The organism is Acidovorax sp. ST3, assembly GCF_003231145.1.
Taxonomy (GTDB): Bacteria; Pseudomonadota; Gammaproteobacteria; order Burkholderiales; family Burkholderiaceae_C; genus Acidovorax.
In genome coordinates, this window is record NZ_QKVP01000005.1 from 57,529 (window position 1) to 77,184 (window position 19,656).

Genomic DNA, 19,656 nt, shown 5'->3' on the forward strand with positions numbered 1-19,656 from the left:
GCAATGCAGCCGACGCCTGTGGCATCGGGCCTTCGGGCCGCCCAAGCCCCCGCACCGGGACAGGGCGCTGCGTCTGTCCATCCGCGTGAAGTGTTGCTCGGCGCCCAGGCGCAGACCGGTTTTCTGCCGGTTTGCGACCACTACAGCGGCGTCGAAGCGCGCATGCGCAAGAGCCTGCAATTGCAGGCCGAGATGGCGCAGGAGTTTGGCACCTGCGTCTTTGATGTCACCCTCGATTGCGAAGACGGAGCCCCTGTAGGGCTGGAGTCCGCGCATGCAGCGTTGGTGGCAAGCCTGGCACTGAATGCAGCCCCGGGCGCACGGGTTGCGGCCCGCGTTCATGCGGTAGACCACCCTGCATTTGCCAACGACGTCGCCACCATTGCAGGCGAGGCAGGGCACAGGCTGTGCCACATCATGATTCCCAAGGTCGAGTCGGTAGACGATGTTCTGCTGGCTGAACGTGCGCTAGAGCGCGCGTCGGCGGCCCATGTGCCTTTGCACGTGTTGATCGAGTCTCCCGCCGCCGTGCAGCGTGCGTTCGACATCGCGGCCCACCCCCGCGTGCAGAGCCTGAGTTTCGGGCTCATGGATTTTGTGTCGGCCCATGGCGGTGCCATTCCCGCGCAGGCCATGACCTCTGCCGGGCAGTTCACGCACCCGCTGGTGGTGCGAGCCAAGCTCGAAATCGCCTCGGCCTGTCATGCGCATGGCAAGGTGCCGTCCCATTGTGTGGTCACCGAGTTTTCGGACATGGCGGCCTTGCAAGGTGCTGCCGGCCGCGCGTCGCGCGAGCTGGGCTACACACGGATGTGGAGCATCCATCCAGCGCAGATCCGCACCATCCTGCAGGCCTTTGCACCCCAACAGGACGATATCGACACCGCATCCCGGATCATTGCGGCGGCAGTGTTGGCAGACTGGGCCCCCATCAGTGTGGATGGGGTATTGCACGACCGGGCCAGCTACCGCTTCTATTGGCAAATTTTGGAGCGCGCCCACCGTACCGGGCGCGCGCTACCCTTGGCGGTGCGTCAATGGTTTGATGCATCAGCTTTCGTTCCATCGTGAACACCCCTGGACATTTCCTCGCAGGACTTCCTATGAAATTCGTCATTGCCTCCGCCCTCATGCTGCTGGCCCCGGCCTTCGCCCTGGCGCAAACAACAGCCCAGCCAGCGGCCAAGTCCGACACCAAGGCTGCCGCTAAACCCGCTGCCAAGCCAGCCGCCAAGACGGCGGCCAAGCCTGCAGAGGGCAAGACGGCGGCCAAGGCTCCTGCCAAGAGCCATGCCAAGGCCGAGCCCACCAGCAGCCGCACCCAACTCAAGAGCGCCACCAACCAGGTGGCGGCCGGCATCATCGCCGCCGAAGCAGCCCTGTCGCCCGCCGAACTGGCGATTGCCGAGCGCGTGCATGTGGGGCGCATGCCCTGCGAACTGGGCGCTTTTGTCACGGTGACCGCAGACCCCGCAACCCCCGGCCACTTCCACGTGGAAGGCAAGGGTTTCAAGTATTACATGTCGCCGGTGGCCACGACCACAGGCACGGTGCGCCTGGAGGACGCCAAGGGCGGCGCCGTGTGGCTGCAGATCGCCAACAAGTCCATGCTGATGAACCAGCGCGCGGGTCAGCGCCTGGCTGACGAGTGCATGAGTCCCGAGCAGGTCGTGGTGGCTGAAGCCATCAAGAAGAACCCGCCCGTGAGCGTGCTGGACCCGCTGCCCGCTGCCAAATAAAAAGATCGCGCGCACCTCTCAACGACCGGTGTGTGCCGGGCCCTCCGCCACACGCTACGCCCCACTTTAGAACGCAACTGGAGAAAACAATGTTGAAAGCCTACCGAGACCATGCTGCCGAACGCGCTGCACTGGGTATCCCGCCCCTGCCCCTGGACGCCAAGCAGGTGGCTGAACTGATCGAACTGATCAAGAACCCACCCGCCGGTGAAGAGGCCTTCCTGCTGGACCTGCTGACCCATCGCGTGCCACCGGGCGTGGACGACGCTGCCAAGGTCAAGGCCAGCTTTCTGGCGGCCGTGGCGCATGGCGACATCAAGGTGGGCCTGATCTCCAAGGCCAAGGCCACGGAACTGCTGGGCACCATGGTGGGCGGCTACAACGTGCACCCGCTGATCGAATTGCTCGACGATGCCGAAGTGGCCGGCGTGGCCGCAGAAGGCCTGAAGAAGACCCTGTTGATGTTCGACTTCTTCAATGACGTCGCCGCCAAGGCCAAGGCCGGCAACGCCAAGGCGCAGGAAGTCATCAAGAGCTGGGCCGATGCCGAGTGGTTCACCACCCGTCCTGAAGTCGAAAAGAAGATCACGGTCACCGTGTTCAAGGTGCCTGGCGAGACCAACACCGACGACCTGTCGCCCGCGCCGGATGCCTGGAGCCGCCCCGACATTCCGCTGCACTACCTCGCCATGCTGAAGAACACCCGCCCCGATGCGGCGTTCAAGCCCGAGGAAGACGGCAAGCGCGGTCCGATGCAATTCATCGAAGACCTCAAGAAGAAGGGCAACCTCGTGGCCTACGTGGGCGACGTGGTGGGCACCGGCTCCAGCCGCAAGTCGGCCACCAACAGCGTGATCTGGGCCACTGGCCAGGACATCCCGTTCGTGCCGAACAAGCGTTTTGGCGGTGTGACCCTGGGCGGCAAGATCGCTCCCATCTTCTTCAACACGCAAGAAGACTCGGGCTCGCTGCCGATCGAAGTCGATGTGTCCAAGCTCGAAATGGGCGACGTGGTCGACATCCTGCCCTACGACGGCAAGATCGTGAAGAACGGTGCTACCGTGGCCGAGTTCAAGCTCAAGAGCGATGTGCTGTTTGACGAAGTGCGTGCGGGCGGCCGTATCAACCTCATCATCGGCCGTTCGCTGACGGCCAAGGCCCGCGAGTTTCTGGGCCTGCCAGCCTCCACGCTGTTCCGCCTGCCCCAGGCACCTGCCGCTTCGAAGGCTGGCTTCACCCTCGCTCAGAAGATGGTGGGTCGCGCCGTGGGTCTGCCAGAAGGCCAGGGCGTGCGCCCCGGTACCTACTGCGAACCCAAGATGACCACCGTGGGCTCGCAAGACACCACCGGTCCGATGACCCGCGACGAGCTGAAAGACCTGGCCTGCCTGGGCTTCTCGGCCGATCTGGTCATGCAGTCGTTCTGCCACACGGCGGCCTACCCCAAGCCCGTGGACGTGAAGACCCACCGCGAACTGCCTGCGTTCATCAGCAACCGTGGTGGAGTGGCTCTGCGTCCTGGCGACGGCGTGATCCACAGCTGGCTCAACCGCCTGCTGCTGCCTGACACCGTGGGTACAGGCGGCGACTCGCACACGCGTTTCCCCATTGGTATTTCTTTCCCCGCAGGCTCTGGCCTGGTGGCTTTCGGCGCTGCTACGGGCGTGATGCCTCTGGATATGCCCGAGTCGGTGCTGGTGCGTTTCAAGGGCGAAATGCAGCCGGGCGTGACGCTGCGCGACCTGGTGCATGCGATTCCGCTGTACGCGATCAAGGCGGGTCTGCTGACGGTGGCCAAGGCGGGCAAGAAGAACATCTTCTCGGGCCGCATTCTGGAAATTGAAGGCCTGCCCAATCTGAAGGTCGAGCAAGCGTTTGAGCTGTCGGACGCTTCTGCAGAGCGCTCCGCTGCCGGTTGCACCATCAAGCTCAACCCCGAGCCGGTCAAGGAATACCTGACCAGCAACGTGGTGCTGATGAAGAACATGATCGCCGACGGCTACGCAGACGCCCGCACGCTGCAGCGCCGTATCGAGAAGGTCGAGGCCTGGCTGGCCAACCCCAACCTGCTCGAAGCCGACAAGGATGCGGAATACGCCGCCGTCATCGAGATCGATCTGGCCGACATCAAGGAACCCATCCTGTGCTGCCCCAACGATCCAGACGATGCCAAGACCCTGTCGGAAGTGGCCGGCACCAAGATCGATGAAGCCTTCATCGGCTCTTGCATGACCAACATCGGCCACTTCCGCGCAGCCGCCAAGCTGCTCGGCGGTAGCCGTGACATCCCTGTCAAGCTGTGGGTGGCACCGCCCACCAAGATGGACGAAAGCGAACTGATCAAGGAAGGCCACTACGCCAACTTTGGTGCCGCCGGTGCTCGCACTGAAATGCCCGGCTGCTCGCTGTGCATGGGCAACCAGGCACAGGTGCGCGAAGGCGCCACGGTGGTGTCCACCTCCACCCGCAACTTCCCCAACCGCCTGGGTAAGAACACCAACGTGTTCCTGGCCTCCGCCGAGCTGGCCGCCATTGCGTCCAAGCTGGGCAAGATCCCCACGGTGGCCGAATACCACGAAGCCATGGGCATCGTGAACAAGGATGGCGCGTCGATCTACAAGTACCTGAACTTCGACCAGATCGAAGAGTACGCAGAAACCGCCAAGGGCGTCACCGCCTGATCCTCGCGTTCTTTGCGCAACAGAAGCGGCCCTCAGGGGCCGCTTTTTTTTGGCCCACCTTGGGTGTCACACAAACGTCATCCATTCGTCACTATGCTGGAGTCCATAACAAGACATCCATAACAACAACAAAAGGAGGGAGCCATGGGCAACACAATGGGACGGGGGGTTTTGCTGGTTTTCTGCGCCATCTTTGCAGTGGTGTTCGGTGCCGGCGGGTATTGGGCAGGTTTGCGGCCCTTGGCTGAAACGGCGCTGGCAGCCTGGACGGTGCGCTCATGGAAGCCTGTACCGGCCCAGGTGCTGGATGTGCAACTGAAGCAGCACGCGGGCAGCGAGGGCGGCACCACCTACCAGGTGCTGGCCCGGTACCGCTACACCGTGGCGGGCCAAACGTACGAAGCGCAGCGCGTGGGGCTGGACCCGAACTCCAGTGCCGACAACGTGGGCGACTGGCAGGCGCAATGGCACCGCACCCTGCGCCAAGCGCAGGAGCGGGGCGAATCCATCACCGCCTGGGTCAACCCCCAGGCCCCAGCCCAGGCTCTGCTGGACCGCAGCATCCGCTGGCGGCTGCAGATTTTTCGGCTGCCGTTTGCCCTGGTGTTCACCGGCGTCGGGGTGACTGCTGCATGGTTGTTTCTGCGCATCTTGAGGCGCCCCCAGGACGATGTACCAGACCTGGAGCCAACCCATTCCCTGGCCAAGGGGCAGGGGGCGTTGTGGTTCTTCGCGGTGTTCTGGTGTGGCATCGCTTTCCCCATGGCCGCCTTGTTCTGGTCGGACGGCAAAGGGCCCTGGTGGGCCAAGGGCTTCATGGGCGTCTTTGTGGTGATCGGCGTGGGCTTGGTCGCTGCCGCCTGGCAAAACAGCCGCAAGGCCTGGTGCTACCAGGGGGTTGGTATGACGGCCCTGCCTTCGCGGCCCACGGCGGGGAGGTCGGTCGAAATCACGCTGGTGCTGCCTGCGCGGGCTGTGCAGCAAGCTGCGGCTGAAAACCTGCGCCTGCAAGTGGCGCAATACCGTGTGGACGAATCCAGCTCCGGCTCGCCCGAGCGCCAGGTGGAGGTGCTGAAGGCCACGGCGCGGCGCCAGCCGACGGGCGAGGGCGGCATGCGCTTGGTAGCTCGTTTTGACCTGCCTGATGACGCCCCCACCCACGGTGCGCGGCGCGGTGGCGACCGGGTGGACTGGCGGCTGGAACTGGTGCGTGCCGATGGTGCGCTGGAGCTCGCGTACGACCTGGCGGTCCAGGCTGTCACCCCGTCCTGTGCGGAGGCCGCTTCGGTACCAGACCGCGTTGACCGGCGGGCACAGTGGGAGCAGGAAGTCCCCATCGAAGCACCCGCGTTGGGGCGCGATGCCGCTTCTCAGCCGTTGGATTCGCTGGGTACGGTGAAGTCCGCTGAATCTCCAGGCTTTTTTCCCCCTGGCGTGCGTTTGAGCGAAACGCCAGACGCCTGGTCCCTCGCGTTCGAGCAGACTGCTTGGCGCTGGTCCGCGGCGGTGGCCGTGGCTTTGCTGGCGTTGGAGTGGTGGGTGAACGACCGCATCCAGCCCGGCGCCCTGGTGCTGCCGAGCGGCTTTTGGGGTTGGTTGGCTTTGTTGGTGCTGCCCGCCTGGGCCTTGCATGCCGCCACCCGGCGGTGGACGCTAAGGGTGCAAGATGATGGCCTGGTCGTGCGTCGCGGCTCGTGGGTTTGGTCTCGCGTGGCAACGTTGCCAGGCGAATCCAGCCAGTCGCTGGTGCACAAGCTGCAGTTCACGGCGGGGACCCAGGCTTACCACGCGGTGCTGGGCAAGGATGTGTCAGGGCATTCGCAAATGCTGACGCCAGGGCTGAGCGGAACGGCTGCCGCGCAGGCCGTGGGCCAGGCGGTGGCACGTGCGTGGCTGGATCGGCGAGGGCGCTTCACGCCAGGGGCGCAGCGGCCCCAGGTGGCGGCCCATTCACGTGCAGCCTGGGGTGGCTGGGCATGGCTTTTGGCTTTTGGCTTGCTCGTATGGTGGGCCCATGGCGGGCGTGCGGTGTGGTGGGCAGGTCGCAGCGCGGTGCTGCAAGCCCCTGCGGCAGTGGCCTCATCGCGCATTTGGGCGCCTGCAGATGCCCGCCTCATGGACGCCCAGAATGCGGGCGATGCCAGCGCATTGGCGCAGGCCCTGCGCGATGGCGCCAACCCCAACCTGCTGGCGGACTCCGGCTCCTCCGTGCTGATGCTGGCCGCCCACCGGGGGCAGCTGGCGCATGTGGAGGCGCTGTTACAGGCTGGGGCCCAGCCCGATTTGCGGCAGACGGCCAAAGACAGTGAGCGTGGTGACACGGCCCTGCTGCGGGCTTTTTATGGCGGCCATCTGGTGGTGGCGCAACGCCTGGTGCAGGCAGGTGCCAGCCTGCAAGCCCGCAACCGCTGGGACTGGGGGCCCGTGCACATGGCCGCGCAAAGCGGCTGTGTGCCGTGCCTGGATTGGCTCAAAGAGCAAGGGCAATCGCTGACCGAACCCGCCCCCGCCAGCCGGGGCGAGACCCCCGCCATGCTGGCTGCGGCCAAAGGAAAGGTGGCCGTGCTGCGTTGGCTGGATGAGCAGGGGGTGGATCTTTCGCAGAAAGACCCGCACGGAAAGAGCGCGTTGGATTGGGCGCGCTGGGGTGGGCAGCAGGCGGCTCAAGATTGGCTGGAGGAAAGGGCCCGGCCGCGCTAGCCAGAGGCTGGCGCCGGGTCTGTGCTCGGTGCGAAGGCTGATTGGCCGGTGTCTGCACTTTAGACAGATGATCGGCGGCGTTGTTTGCCGCGGAACGATCATTGCGTGTGGCACTCAGAATTCGCAGAACCATTCCAACACGGCACCACGATGTTCAAGTCCTTCTTTTTCGCCCGCCGCTGGTGGGCCTGGTCACTCCTCGGTTCTGTCGTCATTCTTCTGGCCACCGCTTACCGTGTGCAGCTGGACGTGCAGATCAACGACTGGTTCGGCAGCTTTTATGACCTGATCCAAGAGGCTCTGGGCAAGCCCGGCAGCATTACCGCAGAGCAGTTCTGGGGGCAGCTGTCGACCTTTGCACGCATCGCCATGATCTATGTGACGACGGCAGTGCTGGTGGATTTTTTCAGCAAACACTACATCTTCCGCTGGCGTCAGGCGATGAATGAGCACTACATGGCGGCCTGGCCACGCCTGCGGCACATCGAGGGCGCGGCACAGCGTGTGCAGGAGGACACCATGCGTTTCGCCCGCACCATGGAGGACCTGGGCCTGAGCTTCATGCGCAGCCTCATGACGTTAGGCGCCTTTTTGCCGGTGCTCTGGACGCTGTCCGACAAAGTCACTGCGCTGCCCCTCATCGGTGCCGTTCCGCATTCCCTGGTCTGGGTGGCACTGGCCTGGTCCTTGGGGGGCACGCTGCTGCTCGCCTGCGTGGGCGTGAAGCTGCCAGGGCTGGAGTTTCACAATCAGCGGGTCGAGGCGGCGTACCGCAAGGAGCTGGTACTGGGCGAGGATGACCCGAGCCGGGCTTCTCCGCCCACGGCGGCCGAGCTGTTCGCAGGCGTACGCCGCAACTACTTCCGGCTGTTTTTCCATTACCTGTACTTCGATGTGGTGAAGTGGTCCTACCTGCAGGTGAGTGTGCTGGTGCCCCTGGTGGCGTTGGGCCCCACGCTGATCGCGGGGGTGATCACCCTGGGAGTGATGCAGCAGATTGCCCGGGCCTTTGACAAGGTGCTGGAGTCGTTCCAGTTCCTGGTGCTGAACTGGAGCACGGTGGTGGAGCAGATCTCGATCTACAAGCGCTTGCGCGCTTTCGAGCAGCAGATGCTCAAGGCAGAACCTGAGGCTGCCAGCGCCTGAGGCTGCCTGAGTACGGTTCAGAAACCTGCGGGGGGGCATGGTCATGGTGGACGCACAGACTGTGCCCCACCTGGATGGCCGAGTACCGACGCAGGAGAGGGCGACCCCCAAGGCCGCTTGCGCTAGCGCACCTGTTTCTTTTCGAGCTTGCGCGTGAGGGTGCGGCGGTGCATCCCCAGGCGCCGCGCGGCCTCCGACAGGTTGAAGCCTGTTTCTGCCAACACCTCGTTGATGCGTTCCCATTCCAGGGTCTTGATGGAACTGGAGCGGTTGGTCAGTTCCACCTCGGCATTGCCTTCCCTGAGGCCAAATGCCGCTTCGATGTCGTCGGTGTTGGAGGGTTTGGCGAGATAGTGGCAGGCGCCCAGTTTCACGGCTTCCACAGCGGTGGCAATGCTCGCAAAACCCGTCAGCACCACGATCAGCATCTCTTCGTCAGCAGCATGCAACGTCTGCACGCAGGCGAGACCGGAGGCCTCACCCTTGAGCTTGAGGTCCACCACCGCATAGCCGGGTTGGTACTGTTCCAGCAACACCTCCACGTCGGCCAGGCTGGCTGCCTGCAACACGCTGTAGCCGCGCCGTTCAAACGAGCGGGCCAGCGTGCGCGCAAAGGCTTCGTCGTCTTCGACGATCAGCAGCTGTCGTTGCGCTTCTTCAGTGTCCACAGTGGGTTCTTTCGTTCATTCATACCTTCTGGGGCAGCGCAATCGAGGCCAGGGGCAATTCGATGGTCACCTGTGCGCCGCCTTCGGGCCGGTTGCGCGCCTCCACGCTGCCACCCAGGGTGCGGGCGACATTCAGCACCAGATACAGCCCCAACCCTCCGCCAGGGCGGTTCTTGGAGGACTGGTACGGCGTGCCCAGCTTGGACAGCATGTCGGGCGCAAAGCCGGGGCCGGCATCGGTCACGGTCATGCACAAGGCGTCTGCATTGCGCGTCACCGCCAATCTCACCCAGCCTGGAGAGGCATCTCGTGCATTGTCCAGCACATTGAAAACCATTTGCTTGAGGGTGGTGTCCGACACCATGGGTGTGTCGGTGCCGAAGTCGTTGTCGTAGTCAAACTGGGGGATCGTGCGGGTGCTGCGCCATTCGTCTGCCAACGCATCCACAAACGTGCGCACGGTGGTCTGCACCGACGCCTCGCCGCGCGTTTCACCCGCCGACAGCAGGATGCCGCTCACGATGCTCTTGCACCGCTGAACCTGCGTCTGCATCTCGGCAATGTCTTCCTTGAGTGCGGCATTGCTGGTCAGCCGCTTGTCGTGCTGCCAGTCGCCCAGGATCACCGCCAGGGTGGACAGGGGCGTACCCAGCTCGTGTGCTGCCCCCGACGCCAGCAGGCCCATGCGCACGATGTGCTCTTCTTCCACACGGCGCCGGCGTGCGGCCGCCAGGCGGGCATCGCGCTCGCGCAGGTTGCGGTGGATGCGGGTGATGAACACCATCACCAGCGTGGCGTTGAGCACAAAGCACACCAGCAGCCCGAGCACATACAGGCTCGACAGGCCCTGGTGCAGGTCCTGCGGCAGGGCCAGCGGCAGGTGGTGGTCTGCCAGTGCCGCAAAGCACAGCACGGTGATGATCACGATAGACCAGATGTAGGCACCCCGCAGCAGCACGGCGCCCAGCGTGATCTGCAGCAGGTACAGAAAAACGAAGGGGTTGCTGGTGCCGCCACTCAGGTACAGCTGCACCGTGAGCACCGCCACATCAATCAGCAGTGCCAGAAACAGCTCCACGTTGCGCACCGCGCGGCCCGTGCGCAGACGCAGCAGGCTCACCACGTTGAAGACTGCCAGGCAGCCGACGACGAGCAGCATCTCCTGCAGCGGCAGCTTCAAGCCCAGGCTGTAGTGCGCCATCTCGATGGTGAACACCTGGCCCACCACCGCAATCCAGCGCAGCTCAATCAGTTGCTGCAGGTTTTTGATACCGGCGGCTGCGTCAGCGGAGCGTGCGTTGCGCGGCGCAGTGGCCAGCGCAGGGTCAGGGCGTGGTGGGTGGGTGTTCATCGTGGGTCGGGAGGCGGCTGGCGGCCCGTGCGCCCATGCGGCGCTCATAGCGTGCCACATACCAGCCGGCAACGACAACCATGAGCGCAAGACCATACCAGGTCAGGGCGTACACCAGGTGGCTGTTGTGAAACCGGATGACGGTCAGGCCAGCGCGGGGCCAGCCAGAGACGGCTGAAGGAGCCGCTGCGGTACCGGGTAGCCCGGCATCCACAAAAAACGGAGCCGCCCGGGGCAGACCCAACGCGCTGCTGATGGCGGCCACATCACGCGAGTACCAGCGCTGCTGTGCCGGATCGTTGGTGCGTAGAAAGCCGCCACCGGGCTCGGTCATCCGCAACAGCCCCTGGACGGTGGCCGGGCCATCGGCGTTGGGCGGGGCCTCCAGCCATTGGGCACGTTGCTCCTGGGGCACAAAGCCCCGGTTCACCAGCACCTGGGCGCCGTCGTCCTGTTGCAGGGCCGTCATCACCCAGAACCCCGCGCCCAGCTCGGTGACGGCCTGGGTCAGCACCGTCTTGCCCGGCAGCCAGCGGCCCTGAAAGACCACTGGCAGGTACTCATACTGTGCCGCACTGATGCCGGGCCATTGCGCCACGGGGGGCAAGGCGACCGGTGCGGCGTGTACTCGTTGGTCCACCCTTTCGATGAGGTCCAGCTTCCAGGTGCGGCGCTGGACCTGCCAGGTGCCCAGCGACACAAAGCCCAGGAACAAAGCCATGCCCAGCACCAGCAGGACTGCGCGGCGCAAGCCCCGGCGCGGCACTGCCATGGTGGTGGGGGCTGCGTCCATCAGGGCGTGGAGTGTCCGGGCGCCTCGTGCGTGGGCGGCGTGGGCGTGGGGTGATCCGGCATCATGTTGGCGTTCATGTGGAACATCACCCACAAGGTGCCCGCAATGGCGATGGCCACGAACACCACCGTGAAGATGGTGGACAGCAGCGTCCAGCCGCCTTCGATCTTGCCGTTCATGTGCAGGAAGAACACCATGTGCACCAGGATCTGGATCACGGCGAAGCCGCCCAGCACCAGCACGGCGGTGTTGCGGTCCGCAATCACCTTGGCCATCACCAGCCAGAAGGGAATGGCCGTGAGGATGACGGACAGCACAAACCCCGTCATGTAGCCCGAAAAGGTGCTGTGGGGGCCATCGTCGTGGTGGTGATCGTCATGCCCATGTGCATCGTGTGCACCGTTGGCGTGTGTTGTGTGTTGTGCGCTCATTTACAGCACCCCCATCAGGTACACAAAGGTGAAAACGCCGATCCAGACCACGTCCAGGAAGTGCCAGAACATGGACAGGCACATCAGGCGGCGGTTGTTTTCGGGGATCAGGCCATGCTTGCCAATCTGGACCATCAGCACCACCAGCCAGATCAGGCCGAAGGTGACGTGCAGGCCGTGGGTGCCCACCAGCGTGAAGAACGCCGACAGGAAGGCACTGCGCTGTGGGCCTGCGCCCTCGTGCAGCAGGTGAGAGAACTCATACAGTTCCAGGCCCAGGAAGCACAGGCCAAACACGCCCGTGACGGCCAGCCACAGCAGTGTGCCCTTCACATCGCCCAGCTGCTTGCGCAGCATGGCAAAACCGAAGGTGATGGACGACAGCAGCAGGAACGCGGTGTTGATGGCCACCAGGGTCAGGTCGAACAGCTGCGCGCCGGTGGGGCCTGCGGCATAGCTGCGGCCGAGCACGCCGTAGGTGGCGAACAGCGCTGCAAAGATGAGGCAGTCGCTCATCAGGTACAGCCAGAAACCCAGGGCCGTGCCGTTTTCAGGATGGGGCTCGTGCGCGAGGTGGTACTCGCGCGGAGCCAGGGCGCCTGCTGCGGCGCCAGCGTGGATGCGGATATCAGACATGGCGGGCCAGTTGGAGTGTGCGGGCTTCTTCAGTGGAGATCACTTCGGATGCCGGGATGTAGAAGTCACGCTTGTAGTTGAACGTGTGGATGATGGCGGCCAGAACGACAGCCGCAAACGAGACGGCCGCCAGCAGCCACATGTGCCAGATCAGCGCAAAGCCGAACACCAGCGACAGCCCCGAGATCACCACGCCAGCGCCGGTGTTGGCCGGCATGTGGATGGGCTGGAAGCCCGCCAGAGGACGCTTGTACCCGTGCTTCTTCATGTCCCACCAGGCGTCAATCTCGTGCACCACAGGGGTGAAGGCGAAGTTGTAGTTGGGCGGGGGCGACGAGGTAGCCCACTCCAGCGTGCGGCCGTCCCAGGGGTCGCCCGTCCAGTCGCGCAGTTGTTCGCGCTTGAGGAAGCTGACCACCAGCTGGATCAGGAAGCACCCAATGCCGGCGGCAATCATGGCCGCGCCGATGGCAGCGATCACGAACCAGATCTGCAGCGACTGGTCTTCGAAGTGGTTGGCACGGCGGGTGACACCCATCAGGCCCAGCACATACAGCGGCGTGAACGCCACCCAGAAGCCCACCAGCCACAGCCAGAACGAGCGCACGCCCCAGGTGCGGTCCAGCTTGTAGCCAAACGCCTTGGGGAACCAGTAGTTGATGCCGGCAAACATGGCAAACACCACGCCGCCGATGATCACGTTGTGGAAGTGGGCGATCAGGAACAGGCTGTTGTGCAGCACGAAGTCGGCCGGGGGTACGGCCAGCAGCACGCCGGTCATACCGCCGATGGCAAACGTCACCATAAAGGCCACGGTCCACATCATGGGCAGCTCGAAGCGGATGCGGCCCTTGTACATGGTGAATAGCCAGTTGAAGATCTTCGCGCCCGTGGGGATCGAGATGATCATCGTCGTGATACCGAAGAAGGTGTTCACGCTCGCGCCCGAGCCCATGGTGAAGAAGTGGTGCAGCCACACCAGGTACGACAGGATGGTGATACACACGGTGGCGTACACCATGGAGGTGTAGCCGAACAGGCGCTTCTTGCTGAAGGTGGCGACCACTTCGGAGAACACGCCGAAGGCCGGCAGCACCAGGATGTAGACCTCAGGGTGGCCCCAGATCCAGATCAGGTTCACGTAGAGCATGGGGTTGCCGCCCAGCTCGTTGGTGAAGAAGTTGGTGCCCACGTAGCGGTCCAGCGACATCAGCACCAGCGCAGCCGTCAGCACGGGGAAGGACGCCACGATCAGTGCGTTGGTACACAGGGCCGTCCAGGTGAATACGGGCATCTTCATCAGGCTCATGCCCGGCGCGCGCATCTTGATGATGGTCACGATCAGGTTGATGCCCGAGAGCGTCGTACCCACCCCGGCAATCTGCAGCGCCCAGATGTAGTAGTCCAGACCGGTGCTGGGGCTCTGCGCCCCCAGGTTGGACAGCGCCAGCCAGCCGGACGTGGAGAACTCGCCCAGGAACAACGACACCATCACCAGCACGGCGCCGGCCGTTGTCATCCAGAAGCTGAAGTTGTTCAGGAACGGGAAGGACACGTCGCGCGCGCCGATCTGCAGCGGCACCAGGTAGTTCATCAGCCCGGTGACCAGCGGCATCGCCACGAAGAAGATCATGATCACGCCGTGGGCGGTGAAGATCTGGTCGTAGTGGTGCGGCGGCAGGTAGCCCATGTTGTCGCCAAAGGCCATGGCCTGCTGCAGGCGCATCATCACCGCGTCGGCAAAGCCGCGCAGCAGCATCACCAGGCCCAGGATCATGTACATGATGCCGATGCGCTTGTGGTCAATGCTGCAGAGCCAGTCGCGCCACAGGGGGCCCCACAGGCGGAATTTGGTGATACCCGCCATGACGACGAGGCCGCCCAGGACCACGGCAATGAAGGTCCACAACACAATGGGCTCGTGCGCCATGGGCACGGCGTCCCAGCTCAGGCGGCCCAGCGCCCAGTGGGATGGAGAAAGGGTTTCGGAGGTCATAGGGAAGCTCATTGACGGATGCTGGCGCCGGATGCGGAGGCCGGTGCGTTGCGGGATTCGAGTGCGGCCACCACCTGGGCGGCGTTTTGCACGGTGCAGACGTCCTGGGGCAGGTTCAGCCCCATGGCGCGCACATAGGCGTCGCCGCCCTGGGCATCAATTGCCATCATGTGGTGCATGCACATCTTTCCGTCTTCGACGCAGCGGTTGAGCACCTTGTCGTACAGGCCTTCTTCCACCGAGGCGAAGCGCTGCACCGGGTCGCGCTCGCTGGGCTTGACGAGGTTCAGGTAGGTGCCCTTGTCGAGCGGCTTGCCTTCGGTCTTGGCTTTCTGCACCCACTGGGCAAAGTCTTCATTGCTCAGGCCATGGAACTTGAACGTCATGCCCGAGAAGCCCGCGCCGCTGTAGTGCGACGACATGCCCTTGAACACGCCAGGCTTGTTGATCACCGCGTTCAGCTCGGTCTGCATGCCGGGCATGGCGTAGATCATGCCGGCCAGGTCGGGCACGTAAAACGCGTTCATGGTGGACGTGGCCGTCAGCTTGAACAGGATGGGGCGGTCCACCGGGGCGGCCACTTCATTGACGGTGGCGATGCCTTGCTCGGGGTAGAAGAACAGCCATTTCCAGTCCATGGCCACCACCTGCACTTCGAGCGGCTTCACATCGGCGGGCACGGCGCGCTGCGCGTCGATGCGGTCGAGAGGCCGGTAGGGGTCCAGCTTGTGGGTGCCGATCCAGGTGATGGCGCCCAGCGCAATGATGATCAGCAGCGGCACCGTCCAGATCACCAACTCCAGCGTGGTGGAGTGGTGCCATTCCGGGTCGTACTCTGCCTCGGTGTTGCCCTGGCGGTATTTCCAGGCAAACAGCAGGGTGAGCGCGATCACGGGCACGATGATGATCAGCATCAGCAGCGTGGCTGTGATGACCATCTGGCCCTGCTGGGCAGCGACGTCACCGGCCGGGTTGAGCACGACAGCCTTGCTGCAGCCTGCCAGGCTGCCCAGCGCTGTCAGGGCGAGCAGCCAGGTGGGCCCACGAAGTTGGGGAAGTTTGAGCATGTGAAGAGCGCGATCAATGCGTTTCAGGGTAAACGCGGATAACGGGATGTGTGCGAATGTACTAGCGCTAGCTTTTTTGTCGATTGGACATTTTGTCCAAGGTCAAACGCGCAGGCTGTTTTTGCACCAATGTGGTGCATTCGAGGGCTTTGAAGGACATTTCCTGCAGCCGGCATAGTGAAACCGCACTTGTGGCTCACAGAAGTTGCGTGTAGAACGGAACGGTCTGAGTTAGCTACACAACGTCAAGGAGCCATGTTCATGAGCAGCCCCGCCACTGCCACTTACCCTGCGGCCGGTTTTCACGAAAGCGCCGCCTCTCTCTCGCGGGCTGATACGCATGAGGACGTCACCCCCAGCGAAATCGCTGTGGGCGTGATCATCGGACGCTCGTCCGAGTATTTCGACTTCTTCGTTTTCGGGATCGCCTGCGTTCTTGTCTTCCCATCCTTCTTGTTTCCCTTTATGTCTCGCCTGGACGGTACGCTGATGGCCTTTGCGCTGCTGGCCGTTGCGTTCGTGGTGCGCCCGGTGGGTACCGCCATCTCCATGGCCATCCAGCGGCGCTGGGGGCGGGGCACCAAGCTGACCATTGCGCTGTTCATGCTGGGCGTCTGCACCGTGGGCATGGCGTTTTTGCCGGGCTACAAGGATGCGGGCACCGCCGCCATCGTGGCCTTGCTGATCCTGCGTGTGGGCCAAGGGCTCGCACTGGGCGGGTCGTGGGACGGCCTGCCGTCGCTGCTGGCCATGTCGGCCCCCAAGGAGCGCCGGGGCTGGTACGCCATGATCGGCCAGTTGGGCGCACCGCTGGGCTTTGTGCTGGCTGCTGGCCTGTTTGCCTACCTGTACAGCAGCCTCACGGTGCAGGAGTTTCTGGCCTGGGGCTGGCGCTATCCGTTTTTTGTGGCCTTTGCGGTGAACGTGGTGGCCCTGTTTGCGCGTCTGCGCCTGGTGGTGGGGCAGTCGTACTCTGAACTGCTCAAGGAGCGTGAGTTGCAGCCGGTGCCGGTGAGCCGCGTCATGCGCGACGAAGGCAGCAACGTGCTGCTGGGGGCTTTTGCTGCACTGGCCAGCTTTGCGCTGTTCCATCTGGTCACTGTGTTCCCGCTGTCGTGGATCACCCTGTACTCCGAGCAGCCCGTGACCCAGATCCTGGGCGTGCAGATCGTCGGCGCGTTCCTCGCGGCGGGCGCCATCATGGTGTCCGGCTGGCTGTCAGACCACCTGGGCCGCCGCAAGCTGCTGGGCGGCATGGCCGTGTTGATCGGGGTATTCAGCTTCATGGCGCCGGTGTTGCTCAACACTGGTGAAGTGGGCAGCACCATGTTCCTGCTGCTGGGCTTTGTGCTGCTGGGCCTGTCGTACGGCCAGGCATCGGGCACCGTCACAGCCAATTTCTCGCCCCAGTACCGCTACACCGGTGCGGCCCTGTCGGCCGACCTTGCGTGGATCATCGGCGCAGCGTTTGCACCGCTGGTGGCTCTGTATCTGTCGTCGCAGTTCGGTTTGCTGGCGGTGACGGTGTACCTGCTGTCGGGCGTGGCCTGCACGCTGGGTGCACTGAACCTGAACCGCCGCATGGAGCGACGCGACCGCTGATGCACAACGGTGGTTTGCTATTGAATGTATAGCGTGCGGAGCATGTTCCACTAGCGCTACAGGCGTAAAAAGCAAAAAAATGCGCCCGGTTCTGCCGGGCGCTTTGCTTTGGGGCCTCACGGGTCACGGCTCAGTCCACAGCGTGCCAGTGCCAACTGCTACGGGGTTTCAGTCGCAGGCGGTGAGCGCGTAGCGCGTGCGCCTGGGCAGCGCATCGGCAGGGCCGGGGATCCGCTACGGAAGGGCAAGCCCGTTCAGGGCTCGGAGCTCCGCTCAGTCCTGGGGCCTGAAGCCAATGGTCAGAGAGGGAGGTACCCGCCCATCCACATCGCGCGGCAATGTTTCGGTCTTGTCCAGGGCCCGCAGCACCGCGTCGTCCCAGGCTTTGTTGCCGCTGGACTGCACCAGGCGCTTGCCCACAATGGTGCCGTCGGGTGACAGCCGCACTTCCACCTCGGCACGCGGGTTGCCCGAGATCGCGTCGGGGTACACGATGTTGGGCTTGACCTTCGCCGCCACCTTGCCGCCGTAGCTGCCCGAGGGGCCCGCGCTGCGCTGGGCCGTGCCGGTGGCGTTTTCGGCCCCTGTGGCACCGGCCAGGCCCTGCATGCGGCGCATGTTGTCTTCGCGCATCTTGGCCAGCTGCTTTTCTTCCGCCTCGGCCTTGCGCTTGGCGGCCTCGTCAGCCTTGCGCTTGTCTTCGGCCAGCTTCTTCTGCTTTTCCTGCTCGGCCTTCTTCTGCTCGGCCAGCTGCTTTTCGCGCTGTTCCTTTTCTTTTTCGCGTTCCTTCTGTTGGCGCTCTTTCTTCTCCTGCTCCAGGCGTTCGCGGCGCTCTTCTTCCTTGCGCTCGCGCTCCCGCTTCTCGCGCAGCTCTTGCTGCTCGCGGGCCTTCTTTTCCTGTTCCAGGCGCTTCTTCTCGCGCTCGATGGCAATGTCTGCCTCGCGCGTGTCCGGCGGCTCTGTGGCCCGTACCGGCGGTGGCGGCGGGGCGGGCGGGGTGGCCGGCTGCACGGGAGGGGGGGGAGGAGGTGGCGGGGGCTCCACGGCGCGTGGAGCTGCTTGCGTGGGCACAGCGGCCCACAACTCAGCCTCTACGGCGGGCTGGTCGGCCGTGTTCTTCCAGTTCACGCCCCAGGTCAGCGCGCCGATCAGCACTGCGTGCACCAGCACCGCCAGCGTGATGGCGCGCAGGCGCGCCGGTGGGCGGGGCGGGGCAAACTGATCGCGGTCGGTGTGGGCGTGCATGGGCGTCTGAGCGGTGCCGGGCTGGTTCGGTTCAACCGCCTTGCTTGACCGACAGGCCGACGCGTTGCACGCCTGCCTTTTGAAGGGCGTCCATCGCCTTCACCACGGTTTCGTACTGCACGCCCTTGTCGGCGCTGATGACCACGGCGCTCTCACCGCTTTGCCCCTTTTGCCAGCGACTTGCAGCATCGCCAATTTCGCGCTGATTCAGGGTGCGGGTCGCTTCGGGCGTCTTGAATTGCATGGCGCCGTCTTTGTTGATGACTACCGTCGCAAAAACCTTGGGTGGCTTGTTGCTCTTGCCCACGCTAGGCACGTCCATCATGCCCGGTGTAAGCATGGGCGCCGTCACCATGAAGATGATGAGCAGCACCAGCATGACGTCAATGAACGGGACCATGTTGATCTCGTTGATGGTGCGGCGGCCTCGGCCGCGGGATGCCATGGCGGGCATGGGGCGCCTCCCGGATCAGTGGCCCGAGGCCGTGTGGCCTGTGGACGCGGGCTGTGCGCCCAGGTTGCGCTGCAGGATGTTGGAGAACTCTTCGATGAAGGTCTCCTGGTGAGTGGCTACGCGGTCGATGTCGCGCGCAAAGCGGTTGTAGGCGATTACGGCCGGGATGGCCGAGAACAGGCCGATGGCGGTAGCGACCAGCGCCTCGGCAATGCCGGGGGCCACGGTGGCAAGCGTCACTTGCTCCATGCCGGCAAAGCCGGTGAAGGCGTGCATGATGCCCCACACGGTGCCGAACAGGCCCACATACGGCGACACGGAGCCGACCGAGGCCAGGAAGGACAGGCTGGACTCGACCACATCCATCTCGCGCTGGAAGCTCGCGCGCATGGCGCGCCGAGCGCCGTCCAGCAAGGTACCGGGGTCGGTGATGCGGCGTTCACGCAGCTTTTGGTATTCGCGCATGCCGCTGGCGAAGATGCGTTCCATGGGGCCGGCCTGCTTGGCGTTTTGGGCGGCCGCGGCGTACAGGTCGTTCAGGCTGGTGCCCGACCAGAACTCGCGCTCGAAGTCCTCGTTCAGTGTCTTCACGCGCTTCAGGGCAAACAGCTTGCGGAAGATGGCGGCCCAGCTGGCCACCGACACGCCCAGCAGCAGCAGCATCACGAGTTGCACCACCCAGCTGGCGTGCAGCACCAGGGAGATGATGGACATGTTTTGGGAATTCATGGTGTGAGTTGTTCCAGGAGGGTGCTGGGAATTCTGGCGGGGCGCATGGTCGCTGCGTCCACCCATCCGATGCGGATGGTGCCTTCGGTCAACAAGGTCGGGGGCTGGTCGGTCATCTGCTCTGGTTTCAGGAGCGCCTGCTGCACTATTGTCAACGATGCGCGGCCACTGCTTTGCAGGGCGGCAGTAACAATCAGTTCATCGTCCAGCCGCGCGGGGCGGTGGTAGCGCAGCTGCGCGTCGGTTACGACAAACATGCCGCCAGTTTGTTCCCTGAGCCGCTGCTGGCCCACACCCAGCGACCGCAGCCATTCGGTGCGCGCGCGCTCAAAGAACTTGAGGTAGTTGGCGTAGAACACGATGCCGCCGGCATCGGTGTCTTCCCAGTAGATCCGGATAGGAAATTCAAACGCCATCG

17 protein-coding genes are annotated in these 19,656 nt (G+C 64.1%); 6 read left to right on the top strand and 11 right to left on the bottom strand.

Annotation, left to right across the window (positions count from 1 at the left end; genetic code table 11):
• Positions 1–3 precede the first annotated feature (3 nt).
• The 5 genes from DNK89_RS16390 (at position 4) to sbmA (ending at position 8,266) form a co-directional block, all read left to right on the top strand.
• Positions 4–1,071 (top strand): CoA ester lyase, encoded by a 1,068-nt coding sequence (locus tag DNK89_RS16390; protein WP_238990842.1) that lies wholly within the window; start codon positions 4–6, stop codon positions 1,069–1,071.
• A 32-nt stretch (positions 1,072–1,103) separates the two neighbouring features.
• Positions 1,104–1,739, top strand: a complete 636-nt coding sequence (locus DNK89_RS16395) for a hypothetical protein (protein ID WP_015015050.1) — start codon at positions 1,104–1,106, stop codon at positions 1,737–1,739.
• An 89-nt stretch (positions 1,740–1,828) separates the two neighbouring features.
• Positions 1,829–4,420, top strand: a complete 2,592-nt coding sequence (gene acnB, locus DNK89_RS16400) for a bifunctional aconitate hydratase 2/2-methylisocitrate dehydratase (RefSeq protein WP_060984690.1) — start codon at positions 1,829–1,831, stop codon at positions 4,418–4,420.
• Between the two features lie 144 nt (positions 4,421–4,564).
• Positions 4,565–7,120, top strand: coding sequence for an ankyrin repeat domain-containing protein (locus DNK89_RS16405; protein WP_110960993.1), 2,556 nt, complete (start codon positions 4,565–4,567; stop codon positions 7,118–7,120).
• A 150-nt stretch (positions 7,121–7,270) separates the two neighbouring features.
• A complete protein-coding gene (sbmA, locus tag DNK89_RS16410; RefSeq protein ID WP_110960994.1) occupies positions 7,271–8,266 on the top strand; it encodes a peptide antibiotic transporter SbmA in 996 nt (331 codons plus the stop codon).
• A 122-nt stretch (positions 8,267–8,388) separates the two neighbouring features.
• Here the strand turns inward: sbmA and DNK89_RS16415 are convergent, their stop codons facing one another.
• The 7 genes from DNK89_RS16415 to cyoA are packed head-to-tail and all read right to left on the bottom strand — an operon-like array spanning position 8,389 to position 15,208.
• Positions 8,389–8,934, bottom strand: coding sequence for a response regulator transcription factor (locus tag DNK89_RS16415; protein ID WP_060984687.1), 546 nt, complete (start codon positions 8,932–8,934; stop codon positions 8,389–8,391).
• A gap of 19 nt (positions 8,935–8,953) precedes the next feature.
• Positions 8,954–10,285 (bottom strand): ATP-binding protein, encoded by a 1,332-nt coding sequence (locus DNK89_RS16420; RefSeq protein WP_110960995.1) that lies wholly within the window; start codon positions 10,283–10,285, stop codon positions 8,954–8,956.
• Entirely contained in the window at positions 10,260–11,078 is an 819-nt protein-coding gene (locus tag DNK89_RS16425; protein WP_110960996.1) for an SURF1 family protein, read from the bottom strand. The genes DNK89_RS16420 and DNK89_RS16425 overlap by 26 nt, the downstream gene beginning before the upstream one ends.
• On the bottom strand, positions 11,078–11,509 hold the full coding sequence (gene cyoD / locus DNK89_RS16430) for a cytochrome o ubiquinol oxidase subunit IV (protein ID WP_110960997.1): 432 nt from the start codon (positions 11,507–11,509) through the stop codon (positions 11,078–11,080). The genes DNK89_RS16425 and cyoD overlap by 1 nt, the downstream gene beginning before the upstream one ends.
• Entirely contained in the window at positions 11,510–12,145 is a 636-nt protein-coding gene (gene cyoC / locus DNK89_RS16435; RefSeq protein WP_015015041.1) for a cytochrome o ubiquinol oxidase subunit III, read from the bottom strand.
• Positions 12,138–14,141: a cytochrome o ubiquinol oxidase subunit I gene (cyoB, locus tag DNK89_RS16440; RefSeq protein WP_110960998.1), complete on the bottom strand. Its 2,004-nt coding sequence runs from the start codon at positions 14,139–14,141 to the stop codon at positions 12,138–12,140. Before cyoB ends, cyoC begins: the two co-directional genes overlap by 8 nt.
• An 8-nt stretch (positions 14,142–14,149) precedes the next feature.
• Positions 14,150–15,208 (bottom strand): ubiquinol oxidase subunit II, encoded by a 1,059-nt coding sequence (gene cyoA, locus DNK89_RS16445; protein WP_060984683.1) that lies wholly within the window; start codon positions 15,206–15,208, stop codon positions 14,150–14,152.
• 261 nt (positions 15,209–15,469) lie between these two features.
• Between cyoA and DNK89_RS16450 the strand changes: the two genes are divergently transcribed.
• Positions 15,470–16,810: an MFS transporter gene (locus DNK89_RS16450; RefSeq protein WP_110961307.1), complete on the top strand. Its 1,341-nt coding sequence runs from the start codon at positions 15,470–15,472 to the stop codon at positions 16,808–16,810.
• Positions 16,811–17,083: 273 nt separating this feature from the next.
• Here DNK89_RS16450 and tolA read toward each other — a convergent pair whose 3' ends face one another.
• From tolA to ybgC, 4 genes are read right to left on the bottom strand one after another with little or no spacing between them, the layout of a single operon-like run.
• Complete coding sequence (gene tolA / locus DNK89_RS16455; RefSeq protein WP_110960999.1) at positions 17,084–18,055, bottom strand: cell envelope integrity protein TolA; 972 nt, start codon at positions 18,053–18,055, stop codon at positions 17,084–17,086.
• A gap of 31 nt (positions 18,056–18,086) precedes the next feature.
• The gene (locus DNK89_RS16460) at positions 18,087–18,509 is read right to left on the bottom strand and encodes a biopolymer transporter ExbD (RefSeq protein WP_110961000.1); all 423 of its coding nucleotides are present in this window, start codon (positions 18,507–18,509) and stop codon (positions 18,087–18,089) included.
• A 15-nt stretch (positions 18,510–18,524) separates the two neighbouring features.
• The gene (tolQ, locus tag DNK89_RS16465) at positions 18,525–19,238 is read right to left on the bottom strand and encodes a protein TolQ (RefSeq protein WP_015015035.1); all 714 of its coding nucleotides are present in this window, start codon (positions 19,236–19,238) and stop codon (positions 18,525–18,527) included.
• The gene (ybgC, locus tag DNK89_RS16470; RefSeq protein ID WP_110961308.1) at positions 19,235–19,654 is read right to left on the bottom strand and encodes a tol-pal system-associated acyl-CoA thioesterase; all 420 of its coding nucleotides are present in this window, start codon (positions 19,652–19,654) and stop codon (positions 19,235–19,237) included. Before ybgC ends, tolQ begins: the two co-directional genes overlap by 4 nt.
• Positions 19,655–19,656: the final 2 nt, after the last annotated feature.

Coding starts and splice junctions, on each gene's coding strand:
- DNK89_RS16395 (WP_015015050.1), top strand. CDS start 1,104: ATGAAATTCGTCATTGCCTCCGCCCTCATGCTGCTGGCCCCGGCCTTC.
- cyoB (WP_110960998.1), bottom strand. CDS start 14,141: ATGACCTCCGAAACCCTTTCTCCATCCCACTGGGCGCTGGGCCGCCTG.
- DNK89_RS16390 (WP_238990842.1), top strand. CDS start 4: ATGCAGCCGACGCCTGTGGCATCGGGCCTTCGGGCCGCCCAAGCCCCC.
- DNK89_RS16450 (WP_110961307.1), top strand. CDS start 15,470: ATGAGCAGCCCCGCCACTGCCACTTACCCTGCGGCCGGTTTTCACGAA.
- tolA (WP_110960999.1), bottom strand. CDS start 18,055: ATGCACGCCCACACCGACCGCGATCAGTTTGCCCCGCCCCGCCCACCG.
- sbmA (WP_110960994.1), top strand. CDS start 7,271: ATGTTCAAGTCCTTCTTTTTCGCCCGCCGCTGGTGGGCCTGGTCACTC.
- DNK89_RS16460 (WP_110961000.1), bottom strand. CDS start 18,509: ATGCCCGCCATGGCATCCCGCGGCCGAGGCCGCCGCACCATCAACGAG.
- cyoA (WP_060984683.1), bottom strand. CDS start 15,208: ATGCTCAAACTTCCCCAACTTCGTGGGCCCACCTGGCTGCTCGCCCTG.
- acnB (WP_060984690.1), top strand. CDS start 1,829: ATGTTGAAAGCCTACCGAGACCATGCTGCCGAACGCGCTGCACTGGGT.
- DNK89_RS16405 (WP_110960993.1), top strand. CDS start 4,565: ATGGGCAACACAATGGGACGGGGGGTTTTGCTGGTTTTCTGCGCCATC.
- cyoC (WP_015015041.1), bottom strand. CDS start 12,145: ATGTCTGATATCCGCATCCACGCTGGCGCCGCAGCAGGCGCCCTGGCT.
- DNK89_RS16420 (WP_110960995.1), bottom strand. CDS start 10,285: ATGAACACCCACCCACCACGCCCTGACCCTGCGCTGGCCACTGCGCCG.
- cyoD (WP_110960997.1), bottom strand. CDS start 11,509: ATGAGCGCACAACACACAACACACGCCAACGGTGCACACGATGCACAT.
- ybgC (WP_110961308.1), bottom strand. CDS start 19,654: ATGGCGTTTGAATTTCCTATCCGGATCTACTGGGAAGACACCGATGCC.
- DNK89_RS16425 (WP_110960996.1), bottom strand. CDS start 11,078: ATGGACGCAGCCCCCACCACCATGGCAGTGCCGCGCCGGGGCTTGCGC.
- tolQ (WP_015015035.1), bottom strand. CDS start 19,238: ATGAATTCCCAAAACATGTCCATCATCTCCCTGGTGCTGCACGCCAGC.